The 20,431-nt window shown below is 60.3% G+C and carries 18 protein-coding genes and 1 pseudogene; 7 read left to right on the forward strand and 12 right to left on the reverse strand.

Annotation, left to right across the window (positions count from 1 at the left end):
* Positions 1 to 25: 25 nt before the first annotated feature.
* Both ACLI1T_RS03980 and ACLI1T_RS03985 read right to left on the reverse strand, forming a co-directional pair.
* Positions 26 to 625 carry a TetR/AcrR family transcriptional regulator gene (locus ACLI1T_RS03980; protein ID WP_411703085.1) on the reverse strand — a complete coding sequence of 200 codons (600 nt, stop codon included), beginning with the start codon at positions 623 to 625 and terminating at the stop codon, positions 26 to 28.
* Positions 618 to 2,997 (reverse strand): annotated as a pseudogene (locus tag ACLI1T_RS03985) (MMPL family transporter). Before ACLI1T_RS03985 ends, ACLI1T_RS03980 begins: the two are co-directional and overlap by 8 nt.
* A gap of 184 nt (positions 2,998 to 3,181) precedes the next feature.
* On the opposite strand from ACLI1T_RS03985, the gene ACLI1T_RS03990 reads away from it, so the two are divergent.
* Positions 3,182 to 3,835 carry a hypothetical protein gene (locus ACLI1T_RS03990; RefSeq protein ID WP_349863033.1) on the forward strand — a complete coding sequence of 218 codons (654 nt, stop codon included), beginning with the start codon at positions 3,182 to 3,184 and terminating at the stop codon, positions 3,833 to 3,835.
* Positions 3,836 to 3,842: 7 nt separating this feature from the next.
* Here ACLI1T_RS03990 and ACLI1T_RS03995 read toward each other — a convergent pair whose 3' ends face one another.
* Both ACLI1T_RS03995 and ACLI1T_RS04000 read right to left on the reverse strand, forming a co-directional pair.
* The gene (locus ACLI1T_RS03995; RefSeq protein ID WP_349863034.1) at positions 3,843 to 4,382 is read right to left on the reverse strand and encodes a gamma carbonic anhydrase family protein; all 540 of its coding nucleotides are present in this window, start codon (positions 4,380 to 4,382) and stop codon (positions 3,843 to 3,845) included.
* Positions 4,382 to 4,786: a hypothetical protein gene (locus ACLI1T_RS04000; RefSeq protein WP_023026048.1), complete on the reverse strand. Its 405-nt coding sequence runs from the start codon at positions 4,784 to 4,786 to the stop codon at positions 4,382 to 4,384. Before ACLI1T_RS04000 ends, ACLI1T_RS03995 begins: the two co-directional genes overlap by 1 nt.
* 75 nt (positions 4,787 to 4,861) lie before the next feature.
* Here ACLI1T_RS04000 and ACLI1T_RS04005 point away from each other — a divergent pair, with 75 nt between their 5' ends.
* Complete coding sequence (locus tag ACLI1T_RS04005) at positions 4,862 to 5,731, forward strand: patatin family protein (protein ID WP_349887211.1); 870 nt, start codon at positions 4,862 to 4,864, stop codon at positions 5,729 to 5,731.
* A 153-nt stretch (positions 5,732 to 5,884) separates the two neighbouring features.
* Positions 5,885 to 7,447, forward strand: coding sequence for a TrkA C-terminal domain-containing protein (locus ACLI1T_RS04010; RefSeq protein WP_411703086.1), 1,563 nt, complete (start codon positions 5,885 to 5,887; stop codon positions 7,445 to 7,447).
* Positions 7,448 to 7,462: 15 nt separating this feature from the next.
* Here the strand turns inward: ACLI1T_RS04010 and ACLI1T_RS04015 are convergent, their stop codons facing one another.
* Positions 7,463 to 9,097, reverse strand: a complete 1,635-nt coding sequence (locus ACLI1T_RS04015) for a peptide chain release factor 3 (RefSeq protein ID WP_005279971.1) — start codon at positions 9,095 to 9,097, stop codon at positions 7,463 to 7,465.
* 24 nt (positions 9,098 to 9,121) lie between these two features.
* Positions 9,122 to 9,958: an SDR family NAD(P)-dependent oxidoreductase gene (locus tag ACLI1T_RS04020; protein WP_005282036.1), complete on the reverse strand. Its 837-nt coding sequence runs from the start codon at positions 9,956 to 9,958 to the stop codon at positions 9,122 to 9,124.
* A 117-nt stretch (positions 9,959 to 10,075) separates the two neighbouring features.
* Here ACLI1T_RS04020 and ACLI1T_RS04025 point away from each other — a divergent pair, with 117 nt between their 5' ends.
* Both ACLI1T_RS04025 and ACLI1T_RS04030 read left to right on the forward strand, forming a co-directional pair.
* Complete coding sequence (locus ACLI1T_RS04025; RefSeq protein WP_411703087.1) at positions 10,076 to 11,428, forward strand: TrkH family potassium uptake protein; 1,353 nt, start codon at positions 10,076 to 10,078, stop codon at positions 11,426 to 11,428.
* Entirely contained in the window at positions 11,421 to 12,113 is a 693-nt protein-coding gene (locus ACLI1T_RS04030; protein WP_005279976.1) for a potassium channel family protein, read from the forward strand. The genes ACLI1T_RS04025 and ACLI1T_RS04030 overlap by 8 nt, the downstream gene beginning before the upstream one ends.
* On the opposite strand, the gene pth is transcribed toward ACLI1T_RS04030, so the two are convergent.
* Positions 12,110 to 12,757 carry an aminoacyl-tRNA hydrolase gene (gene pth / locus ACLI1T_RS04035; RefSeq protein ID WP_284636125.1) on the reverse strand — a complete coding sequence of 216 codons (648 nt, stop codon included), beginning with the start codon at positions 12,755 to 12,757 and terminating at the stop codon, positions 12,110 to 12,112. The two genes, ACLI1T_RS04030 and pth, sit on opposite strands and share 4 nt — an antisense overlap.
* A gap of 35 nt (positions 12,758 to 12,792) precedes the next feature.
* On the opposite strand from pth, the gene ACLI1T_RS04040 reads away from it, so the two are divergent.
* Positions 12,793 to 13,788 carry a nitronate monooxygenase gene (locus ACLI1T_RS04040; protein ID WP_411703088.1) on the forward strand — a complete coding sequence of 332 codons (996 nt, stop codon included), beginning with the start codon at positions 12,793 to 12,795 and terminating at the stop codon, positions 13,786 to 13,788.
* A 63-nt stretch (positions 13,789 to 13,851) separates the two neighbouring features.
* Complete coding sequence (locus tag ACLI1T_RS04045; RefSeq protein ID WP_005279979.1) at positions 13,852 to 15,306, forward strand: glyceraldehyde-3-phosphate dehydrogenase; 1,455 nt, start codon at positions 13,852 to 13,854, stop codon at positions 15,304 to 15,306.
* 46 nt (positions 15,307 to 15,352) lie between these two features.
* On the opposite strand, the gene ACLI1T_RS04050 is transcribed toward ACLI1T_RS04045, so the two are convergent.
* The 5 genes from ACLI1T_RS04050 to ppk2 form a co-directional block, all read right to left on the reverse strand.
* Entirely contained in the window at positions 15,353 to 16,849 is a 1,497-nt protein-coding gene (locus ACLI1T_RS04050; RefSeq protein ID WP_411703089.1) for a hypothetical protein, read from the reverse strand.
* Entirely contained in the window at positions 16,842 to 17,555 is a 714-nt protein-coding gene (locus tag ACLI1T_RS04055) for an ATP-binding cassette domain-containing protein (protein ID WP_411703090.1), read from the reverse strand. Before ACLI1T_RS04055 ends, ACLI1T_RS04050 begins: the two co-directional genes overlap by 8 nt.
* 85 nt (positions 17,556 to 17,640) lie before the next feature.
* Positions 17,641 to 18,300 (reverse strand): response regulator, encoded by a 660-nt coding sequence (locus ACLI1T_RS04060; protein ID WP_411703091.1) that lies wholly within the window; start codon positions 18,298 to 18,300, stop codon positions 17,641 to 17,643.
* Positions 18,293 to 19,471, reverse strand: coding sequence for a sensor histidine kinase (locus ACLI1T_RS04065; protein ID WP_411703092.1), 1,179 nt, complete (start codon positions 19,469 to 19,471; stop codon positions 18,293 to 18,295). The genes ACLI1T_RS04060 and ACLI1T_RS04065 overlap by 8 nt, the downstream gene beginning before the upstream one ends.
* 30 nt (positions 19,472 to 19,501) lie before the next feature.
* Complete coding sequence (gene ppk2, locus ACLI1T_RS04070) at positions 19,502 to 20,377, reverse strand: polyphosphate kinase 2 (protein ID WP_411703093.1); 876 nt, start codon at positions 20,375 to 20,377, stop codon at positions 19,502 to 19,504.
* Positions 20,378 to 20,431: the final 54 nt, after the last annotated feature.

Raw genomic sequence — 20,431 nt, forward strand, 5'->3', positions numbered from 1 at the left:
AATTGCTTACGAGGATACTGAAACCTCAGGCAAGGCCGCGCAGGGTGGCAAAGGCGTGGTGCACCAACTCGTCGCGTTCCTGCTTGCTAGGGGGATTGCCGCCTTCGCAGCGCCTTTTCAGCTCTTGCTGGCAGGCATTGCCGGTGCTGCCGCACGCGTTCAAGATGACGGTGAGCTCAAAGGCCGAATATTCGGGGTAGCGATCTTGAAAGGCAACGATGACACGGTGTGTCACGCGATCGAATTTCTTCTTTTCCTCGGCGGTGTGGCTGAGGTTTTCCATCGCCTCACCAATTTTGAACAGGCTGTGCAGCGAGCGCAGCTCCATGTATTCGTTGTCGAGGGCATCAATGAGCGTTAATTCCAAGACCGAAGAGATGGACTCGCCGGGAAATGCGGTGGGGATATCCTCAGCGAATGCCTCGAGGACATCCGCGGTGTAGTGCAAGAGGGAATCCGCCACGGATGAAAAATAATTGTGGAATGTGCGCGGGGAGACCCCGACGGCGCTGGTAATACCCGAGACCGTGACCGCCTCAGCGCCGCCGTCCAAGGCGAGGCGGGCCGCGGCATCAGACATGGCCTGGCGCGTTGCTCGCTTCTTGGATTCGCGCAAACTAGTCACGATGAACCTTTCCTACCTTGTCGTGCTGAAAGCGCATGAGTGTCTCGCGCTCCTTGTGCAGGGCTTCGCCCTCGATATCCATATTAGGCACGATCTTATTCAACCACTTGGGGGAACCACCACGCTTTGTCTCCTAAGAGGAACATGGTGGCGGGGATGACCATCATGCGGATAATAAAGGCATCGATAAGCACGCCCATAGCCAGGGCAAAGCCCATGGTCTTAATAAATGGCTCGTCCATCAAGATGAAGGCTGCGAAGACCGAAATCATGATGAGTGCTGCTGCCGTGACCACGCGCGCGCCGTGCTTAAAGCCATTCGAGGTCGCGTTGGCGGCGGTCTTACCGCTGACGTAGCCCTCGCGCATGCGGGTGACCAGGAAGACCTGGTAGTCCATGGCCAGGCCAAAGGTCAGGCCGATGAGCATGATGGGCAGGAAGGATAGCAGCGGCTGCGGGTCGTTGACGAGGCCGAACATGCCCTCTTGCCAGATGCCAACGGTGATGCCGAAGGTGGCGGCTACGGAAAGCCCGTAGCCCGCGGCCGCAATGAGTGGAACCCAAATGGAGCGGAATACCAGCATCAAGACAATGAAGGCAAGGCCCAAGACGATGGCAACATACGGCACGAGCACGCTACTCAGGCGCTCAGAAATATCGTCAAAGATCGGGGTGATGCCGGTAATGCCGTAGGAGCCGCCGTCCTTAGAAAACTCGCCCTGGTACTCGCGCAGGCGCTCCAAGGTTTCGGTGGTTTTCTCATCGGTTGCGCCGGTGGTCGGCGTGATCATGATCTGGGCGGCATCGCCATTGTCCGTGGTCTGGATGATTTGGGCGTTTTCTACACCCTCGGTGTCGTTGAACTTGTGGAGGAGATCCTGGAAGGCCGGCATGCGGTCTTGTTCGGAGACGTCTTCCACATTGACAAAGGCGATCATCGGGGCATTGCGGCCTGGGCCAAAGGCCTCCTCGGACATCTCGTAGGCCTCGCGCTGTGGGGTGCCGGGTTTAGCGGAGCCATCGGTAGGCATGGCCAGGCGCATATTCGCAAACGGGATGGCCAGGATGGCAAGCACGATGACGCCTACGCCGAGGTGCAGCCACGGGTGGGCGCGCACGCGGCGGACCCAACGCAGGCCCATGGTTGGCTTCTCGTCCTCGGGGTCCGGAACCTTGGGGCCGGGCACGCGACCGGCGAAGATCTTGGTGCCCAGCAGGCCCAGCACGGCGGGGATAAAGGTATTGGCCACTAGCACGGCGATTACCACGGTGCCCGCGGCGGCGATAGCCATGGTGGACAGGAATGGGATGCCGATAATGGTCAGGGCTGCTAGGGCGATGACCACCGTGGTACCGGCGAAGACGACGGAGCCGCCGGCGGTGCCCAGCGCCATGCCCATGGCGTGAGCGCGGGTGCCTTTATCCATCTTCTTCAGCTCCTTGGCCAGTTCCTTTGGCGTCAGGTTATTCAGGCCCGAGGAAGTGATGAGCTCATTGCGGAAGCGGTTGACAATGAACAGGGCGTAGTCGATGCCCACGGCGAGGCCGATCATGGAGGCCAGCGTCGGGGTCATATCGGAGACGGTATCGGTAAAAATGGTGGCCAGCTGCACGCCGAGAATGCCGATGCCCACGCCGATGACGGCGGAAATCAGCGGCATGCCGGCAGCTACGAAGGAACCGAAGGTCACCAGCAACACGATGGCGGCAACCACCATGCCGATAAGTTCGGCGCTGCCATTCATGCCGGCCTCGGCCATCGCAAAGGCATTGCCCTGGTACTTAACGGAGAGGCCTTCGCCGTCATGCTCGTGCAGGACATCCGTTACCGCAGTCATATCGTCATCGTTGATGTCCATGACATCAGCGGCATCGAAGGCGATGGTGACGGTGCCGGTGGTCTTATCCTCGCTCAGCGGAGAAAGCTGCTGCAGGTTCTTCGCAACCTGCTCTTCGGGCATGCCTTGGGCCCGCATCTGCTCGCCCATTTGCTTTTCCATGCCAGCGGCGGCGAGGACCGGGCTGACCAACTCATCCTCGTTCTTCAGCGCACCGGTGTCCTTGAGATCTTGGAGCAGCTTGTCGATGTCCCCGGCAACGACATCATCGCTTAGCTCCTTGCCCGCAGGGGCCTGGATGACCACGGTGCCCTCTGGGGCGCTCATGGCATCGGTATCTTGATCGAAGTGCTCCATCATCTCTTCTTGAGTGGTGGTGGAGTCCATCTCCGGCATGGCGAAGTTGGGGTTCGGGGTTTTGGCAAAGCCGGCGGTGAGGCCGACCATCGCCACCAAGACGATGAGCCAGAAAGCGAGGAAGGGCCATACCGTGCGGTATGACCAGCTTCCCAGCCGGTAGAGGAATCTGGACATGGGGTGAGCTCCTTAATGAGTGAGAGAGTGGGCGCTGCTTCTAAATTCGTGCATAGTCTATGCAATCTTGCGGAAATGGTGCAAAGTAAGGTGCAGGTGGGCATAGTGTCGTAATAATGTGACCTATAACCCAGGCCTGCCCAGAGTGCACAGGGTGGCGCGAAGGATAGGTAGACTATCGCGCATGATTCACGCGGTAAGTTTCGCCCTCTTGGATTCGGTCAATGCTTTGCTCATTGGCATCCTTGTAGCCATCGGCATCATGCTCCCGCGCGGGAAGTACCGCTGGATTGCCGGCCTAGTCATCCTGGGAGATTGGTTGGGAGTTCTTACCGCCGCGGCCGTGGTCATGTTCGTGCTTTTGGGCGTGCGCGAACAGATAGCGGCCATCTTGGAGTCACCAATTGCCGGCGGCATCCTCATCATCGTCGGTATCGCCCTGGCCTTCGCCGCCTGGCATTCCCAAGGAAAACCCAATGCCTTGATCGGGCGCATGCTGCAACCACTGCGCAGGCCTTCCATCACCACCGTGCTTATCGGGTTTGTGATGGGCGTAGTGCAATCGCTGACCTCCGTGCCGTTTTATTTCGGCCTCATGTTCTTGGCCACCGAGGATTTGTCGCTCGCCGGCCAATACGGCGGCCTCTTGTGGTACGCCACCCTGGCGCTTTCCCTGCCGGTGGTGTGCGGCCTCTTCATCGCCGTGGTGCGCGCCCACCCAGACTCAGCTGCTGGTCGTGTCTTTGCAGCGGCGCGCGAAAACAGCACGCGGGTTGCGCTCATCAGCGGCTATGTCGTTGCCGCCTTCCTCATCATTATGGGCGTCGTGAACCTATAGGGATGCGCTAGTCAAAGTAGACATCATCAAGCGCGAGCTCAGAGCCAGACTGCTGCTGTGCAAGTTCCACGTAGCGCGCGGCGTGCGGGATAAACGCCGCGGACTGCTCGGCGGAAAGCTCGCGGCGCACGGTGGCCGGGACGCCGGCGGCCAAGGAACGCGCCGGGATATCCGCACCCTCGCGCACCAGTGCGCCGGCTGCGATGAGCGAACCGGGCCCGATGGTGGAGCGAGATAGCAGGGTAGCGGACATGCCCACCAGGCTGCCAGCGCCCACATGGGTGCCGTGGAGCATGGCCATGTGGCCTACCGTGACATCGTCTTCAAGGATGCACGGCGCCTCCCGCTCCACGTGGATAACGCTATTGTCCTGAACATTGCACCGGCTGCCAATGCGGATTGGGCCGACATCCCCGCGCAGCACGCAGCCATAAAAGACGGAAGAATCCGAGCCGATTTCCACATCACCAATGATGGTGGCATTCGGTGCGATCCAAGCGCTGCGGTGGATGCGCGGTCGCTTGCCCTGGAAAGGATAAATAGGCATTATTCCACCACCACCGCGAGGCTGGGGGAAAGCTCGTACTCGCCGGAGATGGGGGCATCGGCAAGCGGAGCACCTGCAATCTCTGCCTGAGAAAGCGCGCTCGCCAGCGACGGCGTGATGGGGATGATCCAGCCGTGTTTGGGGTCTTTGACCGGCAGCGCATCCTTCGTTAAGGCGGGAAAATGCGCCGTGGTGGTGGGGGAGATAAGGGTTGCGGACTCGCGCGAGCCGGCGAGTTCGGCAAGGGCCCGCGCGCCCTGCTGACCGGTGATAATGATGATCAGCTGGTCGGCGGTCCTAATATCCAACCGGTCCACCTGCATGGTCGTCGCCGCGGAATCGGGCCGCGCCAAGTGCGGCGCCCCATTCCCGGTGAGCTTGGCAAGAGCGTCCAATAGTCCCATAACCCTTTAGTTTAGCCGCGTAGCTAGGAAGCGGGGTTGACCGCAGTAACATCGCCGCGCGTATTATGGGAGACCATGATTGATGCCAGCAATACCGCCCTTGTTATCGAAGGCGGCGGAATGCGCAATTCCTATACCGCCGCCTGCATAGTCAAACTCATCCAAGAAAACGTCACCTTTGGATGGGTAGGCGGGGTATCTGCCGGCGCCTCCCACACAGTCAATTACCTCTCGCACGATGCCAAGCGCGCGGAGGAATCCTTCACGGATTTTGTCAATAACCCCAGCTTCGGTGGCGTGGGCTCGCTGGTGCGCGGCAATGGCTATTTCAATGCGGAATATATTTATGAGCGTTCCGCGGATAAGGATATGCCTTTTGACTGGGAAGCGTACCGCAAGCATCCAGCGGATATGGTACTCGCCGCCGCCCGGGCCGATACCGGCGAATCCGTGTTTTGGACCCGCGATGAAGTGAAAGAACCGGAAGACTTGTATGTGCGGGTGCGCGCCTCCTCTACGCTGCCGCTGCTTATGCCCATCCGCATCATCGATGGCTCGCCCTATGTGGACGGCGCCTTGGGCTCGTCCGGTGGCATTACCATCGAGCAGGCGGAAGAGGCTGGCTACGAAAAATTCCTTTTCATCGGCTCCAAGCCGCGCGGGTATGTCCGCCCTGAGGTAGCGCGCCCGGCGATTACCCGCCGCATCTTCCGCAAGTACCCCGCTATTGCCGATGCCCTCATTGGCCGCCCACCCATTTATAACGCGGCCAAGGACCGGCTCCTCGAGCTAGAGCGACAGGGCAAGGCGCAGCTGTTTTTCCCAGAAGACATGCAGGTGACCTCCACCGAGCGCAACGTGGATAAGCTGCGCGCGAATTACCAAGCCGGCAAGGCGCAAACCCATGCCGAGTGGCCAAAGTGGAAGGAATTCCTGCTGGATTAGCTCACCTCTGGGCCGTGGTGTGAGATCGCCCTCCTGATTCTTGGCGGTGACAGAAGGAATAATAGCGTGCGCTGCACTAATGGCGGTATTCGGTGCAAGGTGCCAAGCCTTCTCAGCTAGCTAAATCGCGTTTAGCTCCTAAGATTGCACAGAGTGTTAGCTATTTTTGATGGCCATATTTGGCTGAGCATTTTCTTCATGATCGTGCTCGGCACGCTATTTGGCATGATTCCCTTTGGTCCGCTGCGCTTCGGCGCGGCGGGTACCCTTTTTGTTGGCTTAGCCTTCGGCTCCTTTATTGATCTGGATGACAATATCCTCAGTTCCTTGCAGGAGCTGGGCTTGGGCCTCTTTATCTATATGCAGGGGCTTTCTGCCGGCGAGGCCTTCTTCAAGGGCTTTTCCACCCAGTTAAAGCACATGCTGCTCGCCACGGTGGCGGTAATAGCCGCAGCGGCCGCGGCGCTGGGCATAGGCAGCCTCATGGGGCTATCGCCGCTGGCGGTGACCGGCGTATTCTCCGGCGCGACGACGTCGACGGCATCGCTGGCCGTGGCCCAGCAGCAATCCGGCGAGGAGCTGCCCGCCGTGGGTTATTCATTGGCCTATCCGGTCGGCGTGGCCGTGGCCATCCTCCTCGTGGCATTCATCCTGCGGCATAGCTGGCCAGCGCAGAAGGACCAAGACCACTCGGCGGAAAAGATTTTCCGCTCGCGAACGATTAAGGTCACCCGCGATATTTCCTATGCCGAGCTGCGCGAGAAATTCGCGGATCATTTCGTCATCGCCACCATCCGCCGCGGCCGCGATATCGACGTGCCGGGCGATAACCCGGAATTGCACCGCGGCGATGTCCTGCGTGTGCTGGTGACCAAGGCAAAAGCTAAGGAGCTCACCGATGCCCTGGGAAAGCGCCAGCCCCAAACCCCGTTTGTGGATAAGCGCCTGGTCAATGAGACCGTGGCCATTTCCAATGAGGATATTGAGGGCCGCAAGGTTAAGGAGCTAAACCTCTTTTCGCGCTACGGCGCGCGGATTGTGCGGGTGCGCCGCGGCGATGAGGAATTCCTTGCCACCAATGAAACCCACCTGGAATCCGGCGATGACCTAGAAATCGTGGTCAAGCATGACCGCCTGGGCGATGTCCGCGATTACTTTGGCGATTCCGTGACGGCATACTCGCAGCTTAACTGGGTGGCACTCGGCGGTGGGCTGACCATTGGCTACCTGATTTCCCTCATCGTCGTTCCGCTGCCGGGTGGTGCGTCCTTCGAGCTCGGGTTCGCGCTGGGCCCACTGATCACTGGCCTGGTCTTGGGTGCCCTGCACCGTACCAGCCGCATTCCGTGGCAGATTCCGTCCCCGATTAATACTGCATTTCAGCAGTGGGGCCTTGCCATCTTCTTGGCCTCGGTGGGCCTGTCCTCCGGCGAGGCCTTTGTGTCCACCGCTTTCTCTTGGATGGGGCTGAAATCCATGGTGCTGGCCGCGATCATCGCCGTAATCATCATCGGGATTTTCGCGGTGGCCAGCCGCTTTATGGGGCAATCCGAAACCCGCACCTCCGGCGGAATTTCCGGCCTCTTTGGCCAGCCCGCGGTGGTCAATTACGCCACGGGCGCCAGCTCGGATTCGCGAATACTTACCGGCTATACCTCTACCATCGTGGTGGCGCAGTTCATGAAGATCGTGGTCATCCCCGTCATGCTGCTCTGACGGGCGGCCGCGGTATTAATCCGCGACCAAGGTCTCCATGGTGAGCTCGGGGTGTTCCTTTTCAATGAAGGCGAGCTTCCACTTATCGCCAAATAGGGCGATGAGCTCGCCGTCCTGGCGGGTGAAGATCTCCACGCCGCGCTGGCGGCCGAGTTCCGGTGCGGATTCGGCATCGGTGCGCCGCGCCACGGAGTAGGGGATGGGCTCGGTGACGGTTTCGACGTTGTACTCGAATTCCATGCGGGCTTGCATGACCTCGAACTGCATGGGGCCGACCGCAGCCATGACCGGGGAGGCATCGCCGCGCGCATCGTTGCGCAGGATCTGCACCACGCCCTCGGCCGAGAGCTGTTCCAAGCCCTTGCGGAAGGCCTTGTACTTGCCCAGCGACTTCGCCCGCAGGATGCGGAAGGCCTCCGGGGCGAATTGGGGCATGGGCTTGAACTGGACCTTTTTGCCGGAGTAGATGGTGTCGCCCGGTGCCAGCGCGCCCGCGTTGACGAGGCCCACGATATCGCCAGGGTAAGCGGTATCCACGGTATCGCGGGTGCGGCCAAAGACCGTCAGCGCATACTTGGTGGAAAAGCTGCGGCCGGATTGGGCGTGGTTGACCTGCATGCCGCGCTCGAATTCGCCGGAAACCACGCGCATAAACGCCAGGTTATCGCGGTGCTTTTGGTCCATGCCCGCCTGCACCTTGAAAACGACGCCGGAAAAGTCATCGGCTACCTCGCGCACCTCATCGATGGCGCTGGTGGCCGCCTCCACGGCCTTGGGATCGGATTCGCGGGAGTGCGGGGCTGGGGCGATGGCGCACAAGGTATCCAGGATCTGGTGGACGCCGAAGTTCAGCATGGCCGAGGCGAAGATGAGCGGGGAGGTCACGCACTGCTCAAAGAGCTCTTGATCGTGCAGGGCGCCATCGGCGGCAAGGAGCTCGGCTTCTTCCACCGCGGTCTCCCACACATCCTCTTCCTTTTCTTCTGCGGCCGCCGGATCGTAGTGCTCCTCCGGTGCGATGGTGGAACCACCGGCGGTGCGGATGAAGTGGATGTAATTATCGGCCTCGCCGTCATCATTGATGTGAGCTAGGCCGCGGAAATCGCCCGCGATGCCCACCGGCCAGTAGAGAGGGGTGGGCTGCAGCTGGATTTCGTTCACGATCTCATCGACGAGCTCGAGTGGCTCGCGGCCCACGCGGTCCCACTTGTTGATCACCGTGACGATGGGCAGGCCGCGTGCCTTACAGACGCGGAAGAGCTTGAGGGTCTGCGGCTCGAGGCCCTTGGCGGCATCGATAAGCATCACTGCGGCATCTACCGCGGTGAGCACGCGGTAGGTATCCTCCGAAAAGTCCGCGTGACCTGGGGTATCGACCAGGTTGATCATATAAGGCTCGCCCTCGTGTCCCTCCGGGGCGTATTCAAACTGCAGCGCAGACGAAGCCACGGAGATACCGCGGTTTTTCTCCATATCCATCCAGTCAGACACGGTGGACTTGCGGTTGCCCTTGCCGTGGACCGCGCCGGCCTCATTAATCACGTGCGCATGCAGCGCCAGCGCCTCCGTCAGCGTGGACTTACCGGCATCCGGGTGGGCGATAACGGCGAACGTGCGGCGGCGCGAGGCCTCAAAAGCGACAGAACTCATGCGCCATAGTCTAATGCTTGAGCGCTACCACTCCACATTGAGGCGGCGGCCCAGATCCTCAAAGACGCGGTGGGCCACGGAGGTATTCTTCGCAATCGGGCGCTGCACGCCCAGCGTGCGCCTATTATTGTAATACTCCCCGGACTGGAAATGGATGCCCTCGGTGCCGGTAAGGAAGTAGGCCAAGTTCTCGCCGCCGGCCTCTGCGGTGCCAAAGGCCTTGCCGATGACCCCGGAGTACAACTTGCCCGTAAGCCCCGTGGAGGACTTGCCAAACTCGGTAGCTAAAACGCCCGGGTGAAAGGACACCGCGTTGATGCCGTGGGCATCGATAAAGCGGGCGAGCAAGATATCCGCCAGCTTGGCATTGCCGTAGGCGCGCTCTGGGCTGAAATGCTCCAGCGTATTGGGATCTGCCGGATCGAAATTCGACATCACCATATTGGCCAACGACGCCGTGTTGACCACGGTGGCGTTACTCTCGCGCAGCTTGTCTTGTAGCAGGGACGTCAACAGGAACGGCGCGACCACGTTGACCTGCCACGTGCGCTCGAATCCATCGGCGGTCATGGTGGGTCCATCGAAAATACCGCCGGCATTATTGCCCAAGGCATCGATGCGCTCTAGCTGCTGCAGGTCATCGGCCAGCTGGCGGACCTGAGCCAGTGACTCGAAATCGGCGAGGAAATACTGCCCGCCTACCTCTTGAGCAACGGCCTTAGTCTTGTCCGGATTGCGGCCAATGATGACGAGGTTATCCTGCGGGCGGGTGCGGTGAATCTGCCGGGCGGCCGCGGCACCAATGCCTGACGAAGCCCCGGTAATCACGATTGTCCTAGCTGCTGAGTACGGCGAAGTCATGGGCCTGATTCTAGCCGCGGCCGTGACATCCGTCCGCGATATCCTTCCGTGATATTTATCCGCGGCATCCCGCCGTGCAGTTCCGCTTGGGTCTGGACAGGTCTATACTTCCGGCTTGTGAAGCGCCTGCTTTTTCTGCGGCAGTGGGGACCAGCGCGGCTAACCGCCACCGGGTTTCTACTGCTCATCCTGATAGGAACGGTATTGTTATTGCTGCCGTTCGCCGAGGCCGGAGATTCCCGCGCCTCGTTTTTATCCGCCCTTTTCACCGCGACCTCCGCGGTCTCATTGACCGGGCTGGTCGTGGTCGATACCGGCAGTTTCTGGAGCCCAGCCGGGCAAGTGGTCATCTTGGCCCTTATCCAACTGGGCGGTTTGGGCATTATGTCGCTGGCCTCGCTATCCGGCCTGCTTTTAACCGGCCGGATTAGCTTTAAGGCGCGCAAGACCGGCGCCTATGAAAGCCGGCCTATCCTCGCCGGTGGCATTCGCCGCACCCTGATTTTCACCTTCGCCTTTACCGCGGTGGTAGAAAGCATTATCGCCACGGCGGTCACCGCGCGGCTTATGGTGGGCTACGGGCATTCCTTCCCGCGGGCGCTATGGGAGGGCATCTTCCACGCCATTTCGGCCTTTAATAACGCTGGGTTTAGCACCAATAGCGATAACCTCGTGCCCTTTGTGGGCGATGCCTGGATCCTCTTGCCGCTGGCCGGGGCGGTCATCGGTGGTGGGCTGGGTTTTCCGGTCTGGGCGGAATTGGTACGCCACGTGCGGCGCGGTTCGGAGGCGACGCGTCGCATCTCAATTACCGCGCGGATGACGCTGGCGGCCACCGGCGTGCTCATTGCGGCAGGCACGATATTTTTTGCCTTGACGGAGTGGAATGGCGTGCTGGCGCCGATGTCGTGGGGCGAGAAAATTCTCAACGCGTTCTTTGCCAGCGTCTCCCCGCGCACGGCCGGATTTAATACCTTCGACTACGGTGAGGTTCACCCGGTAACGCTCATGGGCACCGATACCTTGATGTTCATCGGCGGCGGCTCGGCCGGTACTGCTGGCGGCATCAAGGTCACCACCGCGTGCGTGCTATTGGCCGCCATGGCGGCGGAGTTTTTGGGCAAGGAAAAGACCTCCATCTACCACCGCAGCCTTCCCCACAGTGTTACCCGGCAGGCGCTAGCATTGAGCTTTGCCGGCGTGCTGGTGGTGACCCTCGGCGTGGCGGCGCTGCGCTTTTTCGACCCGCAATTTAGCGGCGATCAGGTTTCCTTCGAGGTCATGTCCGCCTTTGCCACCGTGGGCCTATCCACCGGGATTACCGCCAGTTTGTCCGCGCCCTCACAAATCGTGCTGTGCTTCATCATGTACCTGGGCCGCGTTGGCCCAACCACCCTGGTAGCAGCGTTGGCAGCAAAGAATTTAAGCCGCCGCTACAGCTACCCCGAAGAAAGGCCCTTCATTGGCTAGCATTTTTAAGGCGTTGGGCCACTCCCGCGCCACCCTCGACATCGCCCCGGTCGTCGTCATTGGCTTGGGGCGGTTTGGTTGCTCCCTGGCAAGCGAACTAATGGGCCATGGGGTAGAGGTCCTTGGAATCGATTCCGATGAAAAGATCGTGCGCGAACGAGCACCGCACTTAACCGAGGCCATTTCCGCGGATACCACCGATCCGGCGGCGCTCCGCCAACTAGGCATCGACGAGGTGGAGCGGGTCATCGTGGGCATCGGCTCGCACCTGGAGGCGTCCATCCTCACCGTCTCCAACCTGGTGGAGCTGGGCGTCAAGGATATTTGGGCTAAGGCCAATTCGGAGGCCCACGAGCGCATCCTGCGCCAGATTGGCGCCCACCACGTCATCCGCCCGGAGCGCGATACCGGCCGCCGCGTGGCCTACCTCTTGGGCGGGCGCTTCCGCGACTTTGCTGAGATCGCCCCGTATTACGGAGTGACGCAGATGGCCGCGCCCTCTTCGGTTACAGGGCGTCCGCTCGATCTGGGCGAGGTTTGGCGCACCCACCACGTGCAATTGGTCTCGGTCTGCCAGGCGGAGGGTGCTTGGGCCCCGCTTGCCGATGCCACCCAGCTCGCCCCCACCGACTTCATCGTCGCCGCCGGCAGCCCGCAGGCGCTGGAGAAATTTTCCCAGTCCTAGCGCGAGTGAATGCGGTTTTGGGCTTGTACGAGCCCTTGCGTTGCGATGAGTTGGGCGGCTTCGGCGGCGGTGGCGATGGCGGTATCGAAGCCGGGGCCGGCATCGACAGGCGCTAAGACATAATTCGGAATCGACGAGCCCTTGGGCGGGCGCGCAATGCCAATGCGTACGCGCAGGTAGTCCCGCGTGCCCAGGTTGTGCGTGAGCGATTTCAGCCCGTTGTGCCCATTTTCATTGCCACCTTGCTTTAGCCGAATCTTATTGGCAGGCAGGTCTAGCTCATCGTGAATGACGATGATGTGGTCTGCCGCAACACCCAAAGCCCGCGCCAGCGGGGCAATCGGATCGCCAGAGAGATTCATAAACGTTATCGTGCGCACCGCCAGTACGCGGGTATCGCCCCAGTTAAGTGGGGCTACCTCGAGATCCATCCCGCGCACCGGTTCGAGCACGTCACCGTCTTGGGCTAGCACATCGTCGATGGCCATATAGCCCACGTTATGGCGCGTGGCGGCGTACTTCGCGCCGGGATTGCCGAGGCCCACGATGAGCCAGTCTGCTTTTAGCTCGGCCGGGTCCAGGCCCTGCTGGGCTTGCGGGGGCCCGCCGAAAATCCGGGCGAGAAGATCTGTCAAAGCTGCCACGAATGCGCCTTTCTAGCTCGGTACAATAGATGCCTATGAGCCAGGTTATTAAATCTTTGCGCCGAACCGTAATGCCCGCGCCCATGGCGGGCGGGCCCACCACCGTGGAACTTGTCCGCGCAGCGCATGCGGCTGGCTCCTTTGGCACCTTAGGGCTCGGTTCCGCCAGCGTGGATTCTGCCCGCAGCCAGATCGCCGACTGCGCAGGCATTGACTTCGGGGTAAACCTGTTTTGCCCGCAGGATCCGTTAACACCCGAGCAGTTGGCCGCCGCCGCGGAATTGGCTGCGGCCGAAGGTGCCACGCTGCCGGATCCCGATTATTCCTTCGGCTTCCATGACAAGCTCGAGCTGGCGCTCCAGGGCGGCGCCTGCGTGGTGTGGTCTATGTTCGGCGCCTTTGACTCTGAGCAGCTTGCCCGCATCCACGCCGCTGGTGCCGAAGCTTGGACCACCGTCACCACGCCCGACGAGGCCCGCGCCGCCGCCACGCTGGGAGTGGACGCGCTGTGCGTACAAGGGCCCGCTGCCGGTGGGCACCGCGGCACGTGGGACCGCACCGCGCTTCCCGATGATCGACCCCTGGCAGAGCTCATTGCCGCCGTCCACGAAGCCGTCCACGCGGTCGCACCAAACATCCCGCTGATTGCCGCAGGTGGGCTGCGCACGGCAAGCGACGTAACCCAGGTTTTAAGCCTGCCCAGCGTGGCCGCCGCATCGTGCGGCTCTGCCTTTTTGCTGAGTAAAGAAGCCGGAACCAGTGACTACAACCGCAAGCTTCTCCGGCGCGGCGGGGCCACCGTCTCCACCCGCGCCTTTTCCGGGCGGCATGCGCGCGGCTTGGAGACCGACTACACCCGCGCCCACCCGGATTTACCCCCGATATATCCCATGCTTAATTCCGTGCTCAAGGAACGCCGAGCGCAGCACGATGACGCCGTAGCCTACTGCCTCGTAGGTGAGCCGGCCGCCAAAATCCGCGGGGGTAGTGTCGCAGACATTCTGGACTCCCTATGCCAAAACAAACACTGATACACGCTAAAATTTGGGGCGAAGATTTCTAGCCACCCCCGAAATAGAAATGGATGGAGCCTCGTGACTGCGAACGCACATATTGGACATGATGACTGGAACGAGCGCCTCGAATTGGCGCAACAGATGATTCCCCTCATCCACCAACTGCACCGCAATAACAACGTCGTCGCCACCATCTTCGGCCGCCCGCTGGTGGGGCAGACCGATATCGACATCATCAAGTCCCACCGCTACGGACGCCGCATTGCCCAGCGCCAGCTCTCCACGGCAGAAACCCTGCCCATCTTGTCCGAGTTAGCGGATATGAACCTAAGCTCCGCGTCCATCGACGTTGGACGCCTCCTTTTGGGCTTTGAAGAGTCGGGCGAAGATGACCTGCGCCGCTACCTCGAAGATGAACTCACGGAAATCGTCGGTGCCGGCGAGGACATCGACCCAACCGATGTCGTGCTCTACGGTTTTGGCCGCATCGGCCGCCTCCTTGCCCGCATCCTCGTCGCTCGCGAAGCCGCTTACGGCGGCGTGCGCCTGCGCGCGATTGTGGTGCGCAATAAGGGCGAAGGGGACATCATCAAGCGCGCCAGCCTCCTGCGCCGCGATTCCGTCCACGGCGCCTTCAACGGCACCATCAGCGTGGACGAGGAAGAGCAGGTTATCTGGGCCAATGGCACGAAGATCCAGATGATCTACGCCAACGACCCGGCCACGATCGATTACACCGAGTACGGCATCAACAACGCCGTGCTGGTGGATAACACCGGTGTCTGGCGCGATAAGGAAGGCCTGTCCCAGCACCTGGAGGCCAAGGGCGTGGCCCGCGTGCTGCTGACCGCGCCGGGCAAGGGCGATATTAAAAACATCGTCTTTGGCATCAACGATTCCGCCATTACCGATGACGATAAGATCCTCTCCGCCGCATCGTGCACCACCAACGGCATCACCCCGGTGCTCAAGGTCATCAATGACCGCTACGGCGTGGCCCACGGCCACGTGGAAACCGCACACTCGTTTACCAATGACCAAAACCTCATTGATAACTACCACAAGGGCGAGCGCCGCGGCCGCGCCGCCGGCTTGAACATGGTGCTTGCTGCCACCGGTGCCGCTAAGGCCGTGGCCAAGGCCCTGCCGGAGTTCGAAGGCAAGCTGACCGGCAACGCCATCCGCGTTCCTACCCCGGATGTGTCCATGGCGGTGCTTAACTTGGAGCTGGAGCAAGAAGTCGATCGCGATGAGGTCAATGACTTCCTGCGCAACGTCTCCCTGCACTCGGATCTGCGCCAGCAGATTTCCTACATCGCCTCCCCAGAGGTCGTCTCTAGCGACTTCGTGGGCAATACCAATGCCGGCATCGTCGATGGCATCGCCACCATCGCTTCCGGCAAGCACCTGGTGCTCTATGTCTGGTACGACAACGAGTTTGGCTACTCCAACCAGGTCATCCGCGTGGTGGAAGGGCTTTCTAATGCCCGCCCGGTGGTCCTGCCCAAGCGCGTATCTCCCTCTGAGCTTTAAGCTCGCATAGTTTAAGGCCCGCGGAGTCCCCGCGGGCCTTAGTTATTTAATCGGTAGGGCGAAGTGCCCGTGTGCGCAGCAACCGCCTGGCGGCCCACGAAGTAATGGCGGCGAAAAGCAGGGTCATTATCGCAGCACAGGCGTAGCGGCCAGGAGAATCCGCATTCATCGGCCAGGCGGGGAAAGCAACGAGCCAGAGGACGGTCTTTGCAAGGACATCGCCGCCTACCGTCACGGAGACAATGGTGCCGACGATTGTCAGTGCAAGTGAGCTCCAGATACCAAAGCGGATGACGACGATGAGCGAGACCACCGCGAGCACGTACCCGACGCCGATGGCTAGCGGCAGTTGGGCGAGCACAGCTAGGGTGGCTTCACCCGCGAAGATAACTGCGACCGAAGCACACGTGCACACCGCTGCGATGATGCCCAGTAACCACAGGAGAAGGGCAGTAGAGCAGTGGCGAGATTCTGTATAAACAATCGGCCACGCACCTGAGAACCCCGGCCAGACCAGTACAGGAAGTACACCGGCACCCACGGGGAGAAGCAGAAATACGAAGAATCCCTGTACATAGCGTGGTGGGTAGTAAAGGGCAATAAAGATCAGCGCTAAGGCGCTTAATACCAAGCACGTAATGACCGCTGGCGTCATTATGGCCCGGTGAAAGCCCCGGAGCGCATCGGAAAGGCGGGAGCAGGCAGCGGTACGAGAGGCACTCGCAGGCTGCCACCCTTGAGCTGGCGTGGCGGCGGTACTGGTCGTGGGTATCGCTACGCGCCGGCGTCGGGAAAGCGGACGTACTCGCCGAGGCGTCATGGTCGCGGTCAAAGAGCCTGCTACAGCGAGGATGAGGCATAACGCCAGTGCAGGAAGAGGGCTTTCCTGCAGGAGTGGATCGCCAGGCTCGAGCGGAACCGAATTTTGGTGGATACGCAGCGCAGGTAACAGTAACCGCAGCGGCCAGGCGGGTGGGAAGGCCCACCATAGCTGCCCCTCGACAACGCGAGGAAGCACGCTAATGACCTGCCAGATAACCGCGAGGATAAGTGTGACGGCAAGGCCCAGCCTGCGGGCGCATGCGGTCGCAAGCCCCGCGATGCCGATGGCTCCGAGGAAAGAATAAACCCCAGCGATGAGAAGCAGCTGGTGGTCTGCACGCCCTTGCGCTGCAACCGCCGCCCAGGACAGACCGAAATTAAGAAGGTGAAAAACTGCGAGGCTTACCACGACGAAGAGGAACCGGGACGCGTGCTCGTAGCGAGGATGAAGCCGGCGCCATAGGGTGCCGCCGCCGCGGCTGAGCACCTCGCGGCGCTCTGGAACGCCAGCAAAAAGCGCTATGAGTGGAGCGTACATGCCGGTGATAAACATGGACTGCCAGCCAAGAACCCCGGTAGCGTCCTCGGCGGAGGAGGCGAAGGCTGAAAAGAATACCGTCATTACCACCAGAGGCAGGGCGAGCAAGGGTAACCACTGCAGGGCGCTGCCGCGGCTGCGCAGTAGTTCCGCTGAGAGATACCGTCGATACTGGTTACTCATCGGTCTCACCATCTGCAGAAGTCAGGCGGAAGAATTCGGCTTCCAATTCACCGCTGGGGGCCAGTTCTTGTAGGGAGCCGGAGTACCGGATAGTGCCTTGGGACAAAATAGTGATGTCGTGGGCTAGGTGAAGGACCTCACCGAGTTGATGGGAGCTGACCACGACTGTGTGCCCAGCGGCGGCGAGCTGCTGGAGGAGTTTGCGGAGCTCCGCGATGCCCTGTGGATCGAGTCCATTTTGCGGTTCATCGAGCAATAAGATTTCTGGATCACCGAGTAGGGCTTGGGCTAAGGCCAAGCGGGCTTTCATTCCGGTGGAAAAAGACTTTGCCTTCTTAGAACCAGCCCCGGCTAGACCAGCAATGTGCAAGACACGGTCGATTTCAGTATCGGGCAACCCGAGCAGGCGGGTATGCACGCGGAGGTTATCCGTAGCAGAAAGGTGGCCATAGAAAGCCGGCCCGTTAACCGAGGCGCCGACATGGTCGAGAACCTCGCGCGACCATGGTTTTCCAGCCACGCGCACCGTTCCCGAATCGGCGGGTAGCAAACCGAGGAAAATGGAAAACAAGGTGGACTTGCCGGCGCCATTTCTCCCGAGCACAGCGTGTACGCGGCCAGGCGAAATATGAAAACTTATATCCCGCAGCACTGCCTGGGAGCCGAAAGACTTTGTGATGTGTTCGAAGGAAACCTCATAGCTCATACGAAAAGTATGAGCCGCGCTACTGCCTTAATCTTCAGCCCTCGAGACGGTCTTCGCGCCGGGGTAGTCCTACCACAGTAGGAGACTAGGCAATGCCAGCTTTGTGCGCCAGCAGCACCAAAGCCACGCGGTCGCGTGCAGCTAGCTTGGACATCAGCGCGGAGACATGCGTTTTTACCGTGGTATCTGCGATAGACATGTGGCCGGCAATCTCGCTATTTGTAGCACCGCGCGCGATGAGCGTGAGCACCTCCATCTCGCGCCGAGTAACTAGGCTCAGTCCTTGGCGCTCGTGCGGACTGAGCTGGCTGTGCGTTAGCACCTTGCGGTAGCCCTCTAAAACAGGGCCCGTTACCTGGGCGGCGAGGACAGACTCGCCCCTGGCAACGTCGCGTACGGCTTCTACCAGAACCTCTGGGTCGGCGTCTTTTAGCAAGAATCCATGCGCACCGGCGGCAATAGATTGCGATACCAGATCCTCTTCATTGAACGTGGTGAGCATGATAATCCGGCAGTTAGGGGTGCGGGAAAGAATGGCTTGGGCCGCGGCGATTCCATCCATGCCAGGCATTCGTATATCCAAAATGGCCACATCAATGCGGTGGCGAAGTGCCAAGGAAACGGCGTCGCCTCCGGAGGTTGCGGTAGCCACCACCTCAATATCTTCCTGCGCGTTCAAGATGGTCGATAAGGCAGCGACGAGCATTGCTTGATCGTCTGCAAGCATGACGCGAATCTTAGGCATGGTTGTCCTTGTGTAGTGGTAGTTCCGCAGTCAGTGTAAATTTCTGGGCATCACCATTGCTGGTTAAGTGTCCGCCTAACGCTTGGGCGCGTTCCTTAACTCCCACCAAACCCACGCCGCTGCCGGATACCTCACTGGGCGTAGGCGACGTAGCGGTGGAGGTGAGGGTGACTCGTGCGGCATCGGAAAGCGTAAGTTTTAGCTGCACATGCGTGCCGGGGCCTTGATGGCGCAAGGCATTGGTCAGCCCTTCAGAAATGATGCGCACCAGGGCTAGCTGAGTCAGCGCGGAAACCTCGAAGGAGGAAGGCAATTCCGCGTCAATCTCCAGACCAGCGGTGCGAAAGCCATCGATGATGCCCTGTACATGCTCGAGCTGCTGCGCGGGTTCCAAAGCCGTCGGCCCCGTACTGCGTAGTGCCGTGACGATGCCGCGCACTTCCTCCAGCGCGGAATTCGCACCATCGCGAATACTCTTCAAGGTGTCCTCTGCGGCGGTCGAATCCGTTCGCGCGGCGATAATCCCGGCATTTGCCTGAACCTTGATCAAGGTGAGGGAATGGGCCAAGACATCGTGCAATTCCCGGGCGACGAGTAAGCGCTCTTCCTCCTGCGCTTGGTGGAATCGTTCTTGGGCTAAGCGCTCGCGTTGCCTATCCAGGTCAAAATAGCGTGCGGCGATGAAATAGGCGCTGCCGAGCACTGCCCAATGCACCACCAGCAAGGTGATGTAGCGGCGATCGAGCTGGAAAGATAATAAAAAGGACTCGGGGTCAATGCGCCACATAGCAGGCGATACAAAGGAACCCAAGAGCGCGGCGATAAGCACCGCGCGGGGAATTGAGCGGCGTTCCACGTAGCGGGAAGTGGCGTAGACGGCCATCGGCGCGGTCAATGCCCATGGGGTAACCCCGAGGTTGGCTGGTAGCTGGCTTATCCACGCCGCGGACCACGCACCAAGGAGGACGATAAAGCCAGCTGCACTGAGTACCGGTTTGGTACGCCAGACCCAGATGAAGGGCAAAAATAAAAGCGAAAGCGCTGCTTGGATGAGCTCGATCGCTCCTGGAGCCGCCCAAGCCCCGATGAGATAAAACAGCGCAATGAGCGCTGCCACCGCGGTGAGGATTTTATCCCCTAAGCGTGCTTTGGCGACGGTGTCAGTGCTCATAGTCGGACATAGTAGTACGGCTTCGGGGGACTACTTCTTTTTGTCCTTCTTCTTACCTTTCTTCTTATCTTTCTTTGTGGGTGAGGCCTCCAGCTTGGCAGCTACATCCGGCACATAACGGAACTCTTCGCGGTCTGGGCGCTTGTAGGTCTTGCCATCGGAATCGGGACGGTGCGGGATCTCCGGCAACTCGCGCTCGATCTTCTCGTAGGGGATGGTATTGAGCAAGTGCGAAATGACATTGATGCGCGAGCGCTTTTTATCCTCGGACTCCACGGTGTACCACGGTGCGGTCGGGGTATCGGTGTGGATGAACATGGCGTCTTTGGCGCGGGAATAGTCCTCCCAGCGAGTAATGGATTGGAGATCCATGGGGGAGAGCTTCCAGCGGCGCAGCGGATCATTGCGGCGGGATTCAAAGCGCTTAATCTGCTCTTCATCAGAGACAGAGAACCAGTATTTGCGCAGGATAATGCCGTCTTCCACAAGCATCTGCTCAAAGGTGGGAGCCTGGTGCAAGAAGCGGACGTATTCTTGGTCGGTGCAAAAGCCCATGACGCGCTCAACGCCAGCGCGGTTGTACCAGGAGCGGTCAAAGATGACGATTTCGCCCTTGGTGGGCAGCTTTTCCACGTAGCGCTGGAAATACCACTGGCCCTGTTCGCGCGAGTTTGGGGCCGGAAGGGCCTCGATGCGGCAGGTGCGGGGGTTGAGGTACTGCGTGATGCGCTTAATCGCAGAACCCTTGCCGGCGGCGTCGCGGCCTTCCATGATGATGACCACGCGGGCGCCGGTTTCAACAACCCACTGCTGCATATCGACGAGCTCTGCTTGCAACCTCTCGAGCTCTTTTTCGTAGGCCTTCTTATTCAGCTTCTTAGGGGATTTGCTGCTTTTGGTGCTCATTCCTCCAGCTTAACGGCTTGGTGGCCCTATCTAGAAAACTGGTGTGCCCTCGTT

This window comes from Corynebacterium tuingiense, from assembly GCF_046718165.1.
In the GTDB taxonomy this organism is placed as follows: Bacteria; Actinomycetota; Actinomycetes; order Mycobacteriales; family Mycobacteriaceae; genus Corynebacterium.

Coding starts and splice junctions, on each gene's coding strand:
- ACLI1T_RS04065 (WP_411703092.1), bottom strand. CDS start 19,471: ATGAGCACTGACACCGTCGCCAAAGCACGCTTAGGGGATAAAATCCTC.
- ACLI1T_RS03990 (WP_349863033.1), top strand. CDS start 3,182: ATGATTCACGCGGTAAGTTTCGCCCTCTTGGATTCGGTCAATGCTTTG.
- ACLI1T_RS04020 (WP_005282036.1), bottom strand. CDS start 9,958: ATGACTTCGCCGTACTCAGCAGCTAGGACAATCGTGATTACCGGGGCT.
- ACLI1T_RS03995 (WP_349863034.1), bottom strand. CDS start 4,382: ATGCCTATTTATCCTTTCCAGGGCAAGCGACCGCGCATCCACCGCAGC.
- ACLI1T_RS04050 (WP_411703089.1), bottom strand. CDS start 16,849: ATGAGTAACCAGTATCGACGGTATCTCTCAGCGGAACTACTGCGCAGC.
- ACLI1T_RS04040 (WP_411703088.1), top strand. CDS start 12,793: ATGAGCCAGGTTATTAAATCTTTGCGCCGAACCGTAATGCCCGCGCCC.
- ACLI1T_RS04060 (WP_411703091.1), bottom strand. CDS start 18,300: ATGCCTAAGATTCGCGTCATGCTTGCAGACGATCAAGCAATGCTCGTC.
- ACLI1T_RS04055 (WP_411703090.1), bottom strand. CDS start 17,555: ATGAGCTATGAGGTTTCCTTCGAACACATCACAAAGTCTTTCGGCTCC.
- ACLI1T_RS04015 (WP_005279971.1), bottom strand. CDS start 9,097: ATGAGTTCTGTCGCTTTTGAGGCCTCGCGCCGCCGCACGTTCGCCGTT.
- ACLI1T_RS04000 (WP_023026048.1), bottom strand. CDS start 4,786: ATGGGACTATTGGACGCTCTTGCCAAGCTCACCGGGAATGGGGCGCCG.
- ACLI1T_RS04005 (WP_349887211.1), top strand. CDS start 4,862: ATGATTGATGCCAGCAATACCGCCCTTGTTATCGAAGGCGGCGGAATG.
- ppk2 (WP_411703093.1), bottom strand. CDS start 20,377: ATGAGCACCAAAAGCAGCAAATCCCCTAAGAAGCTGAATAAGAAGGCC.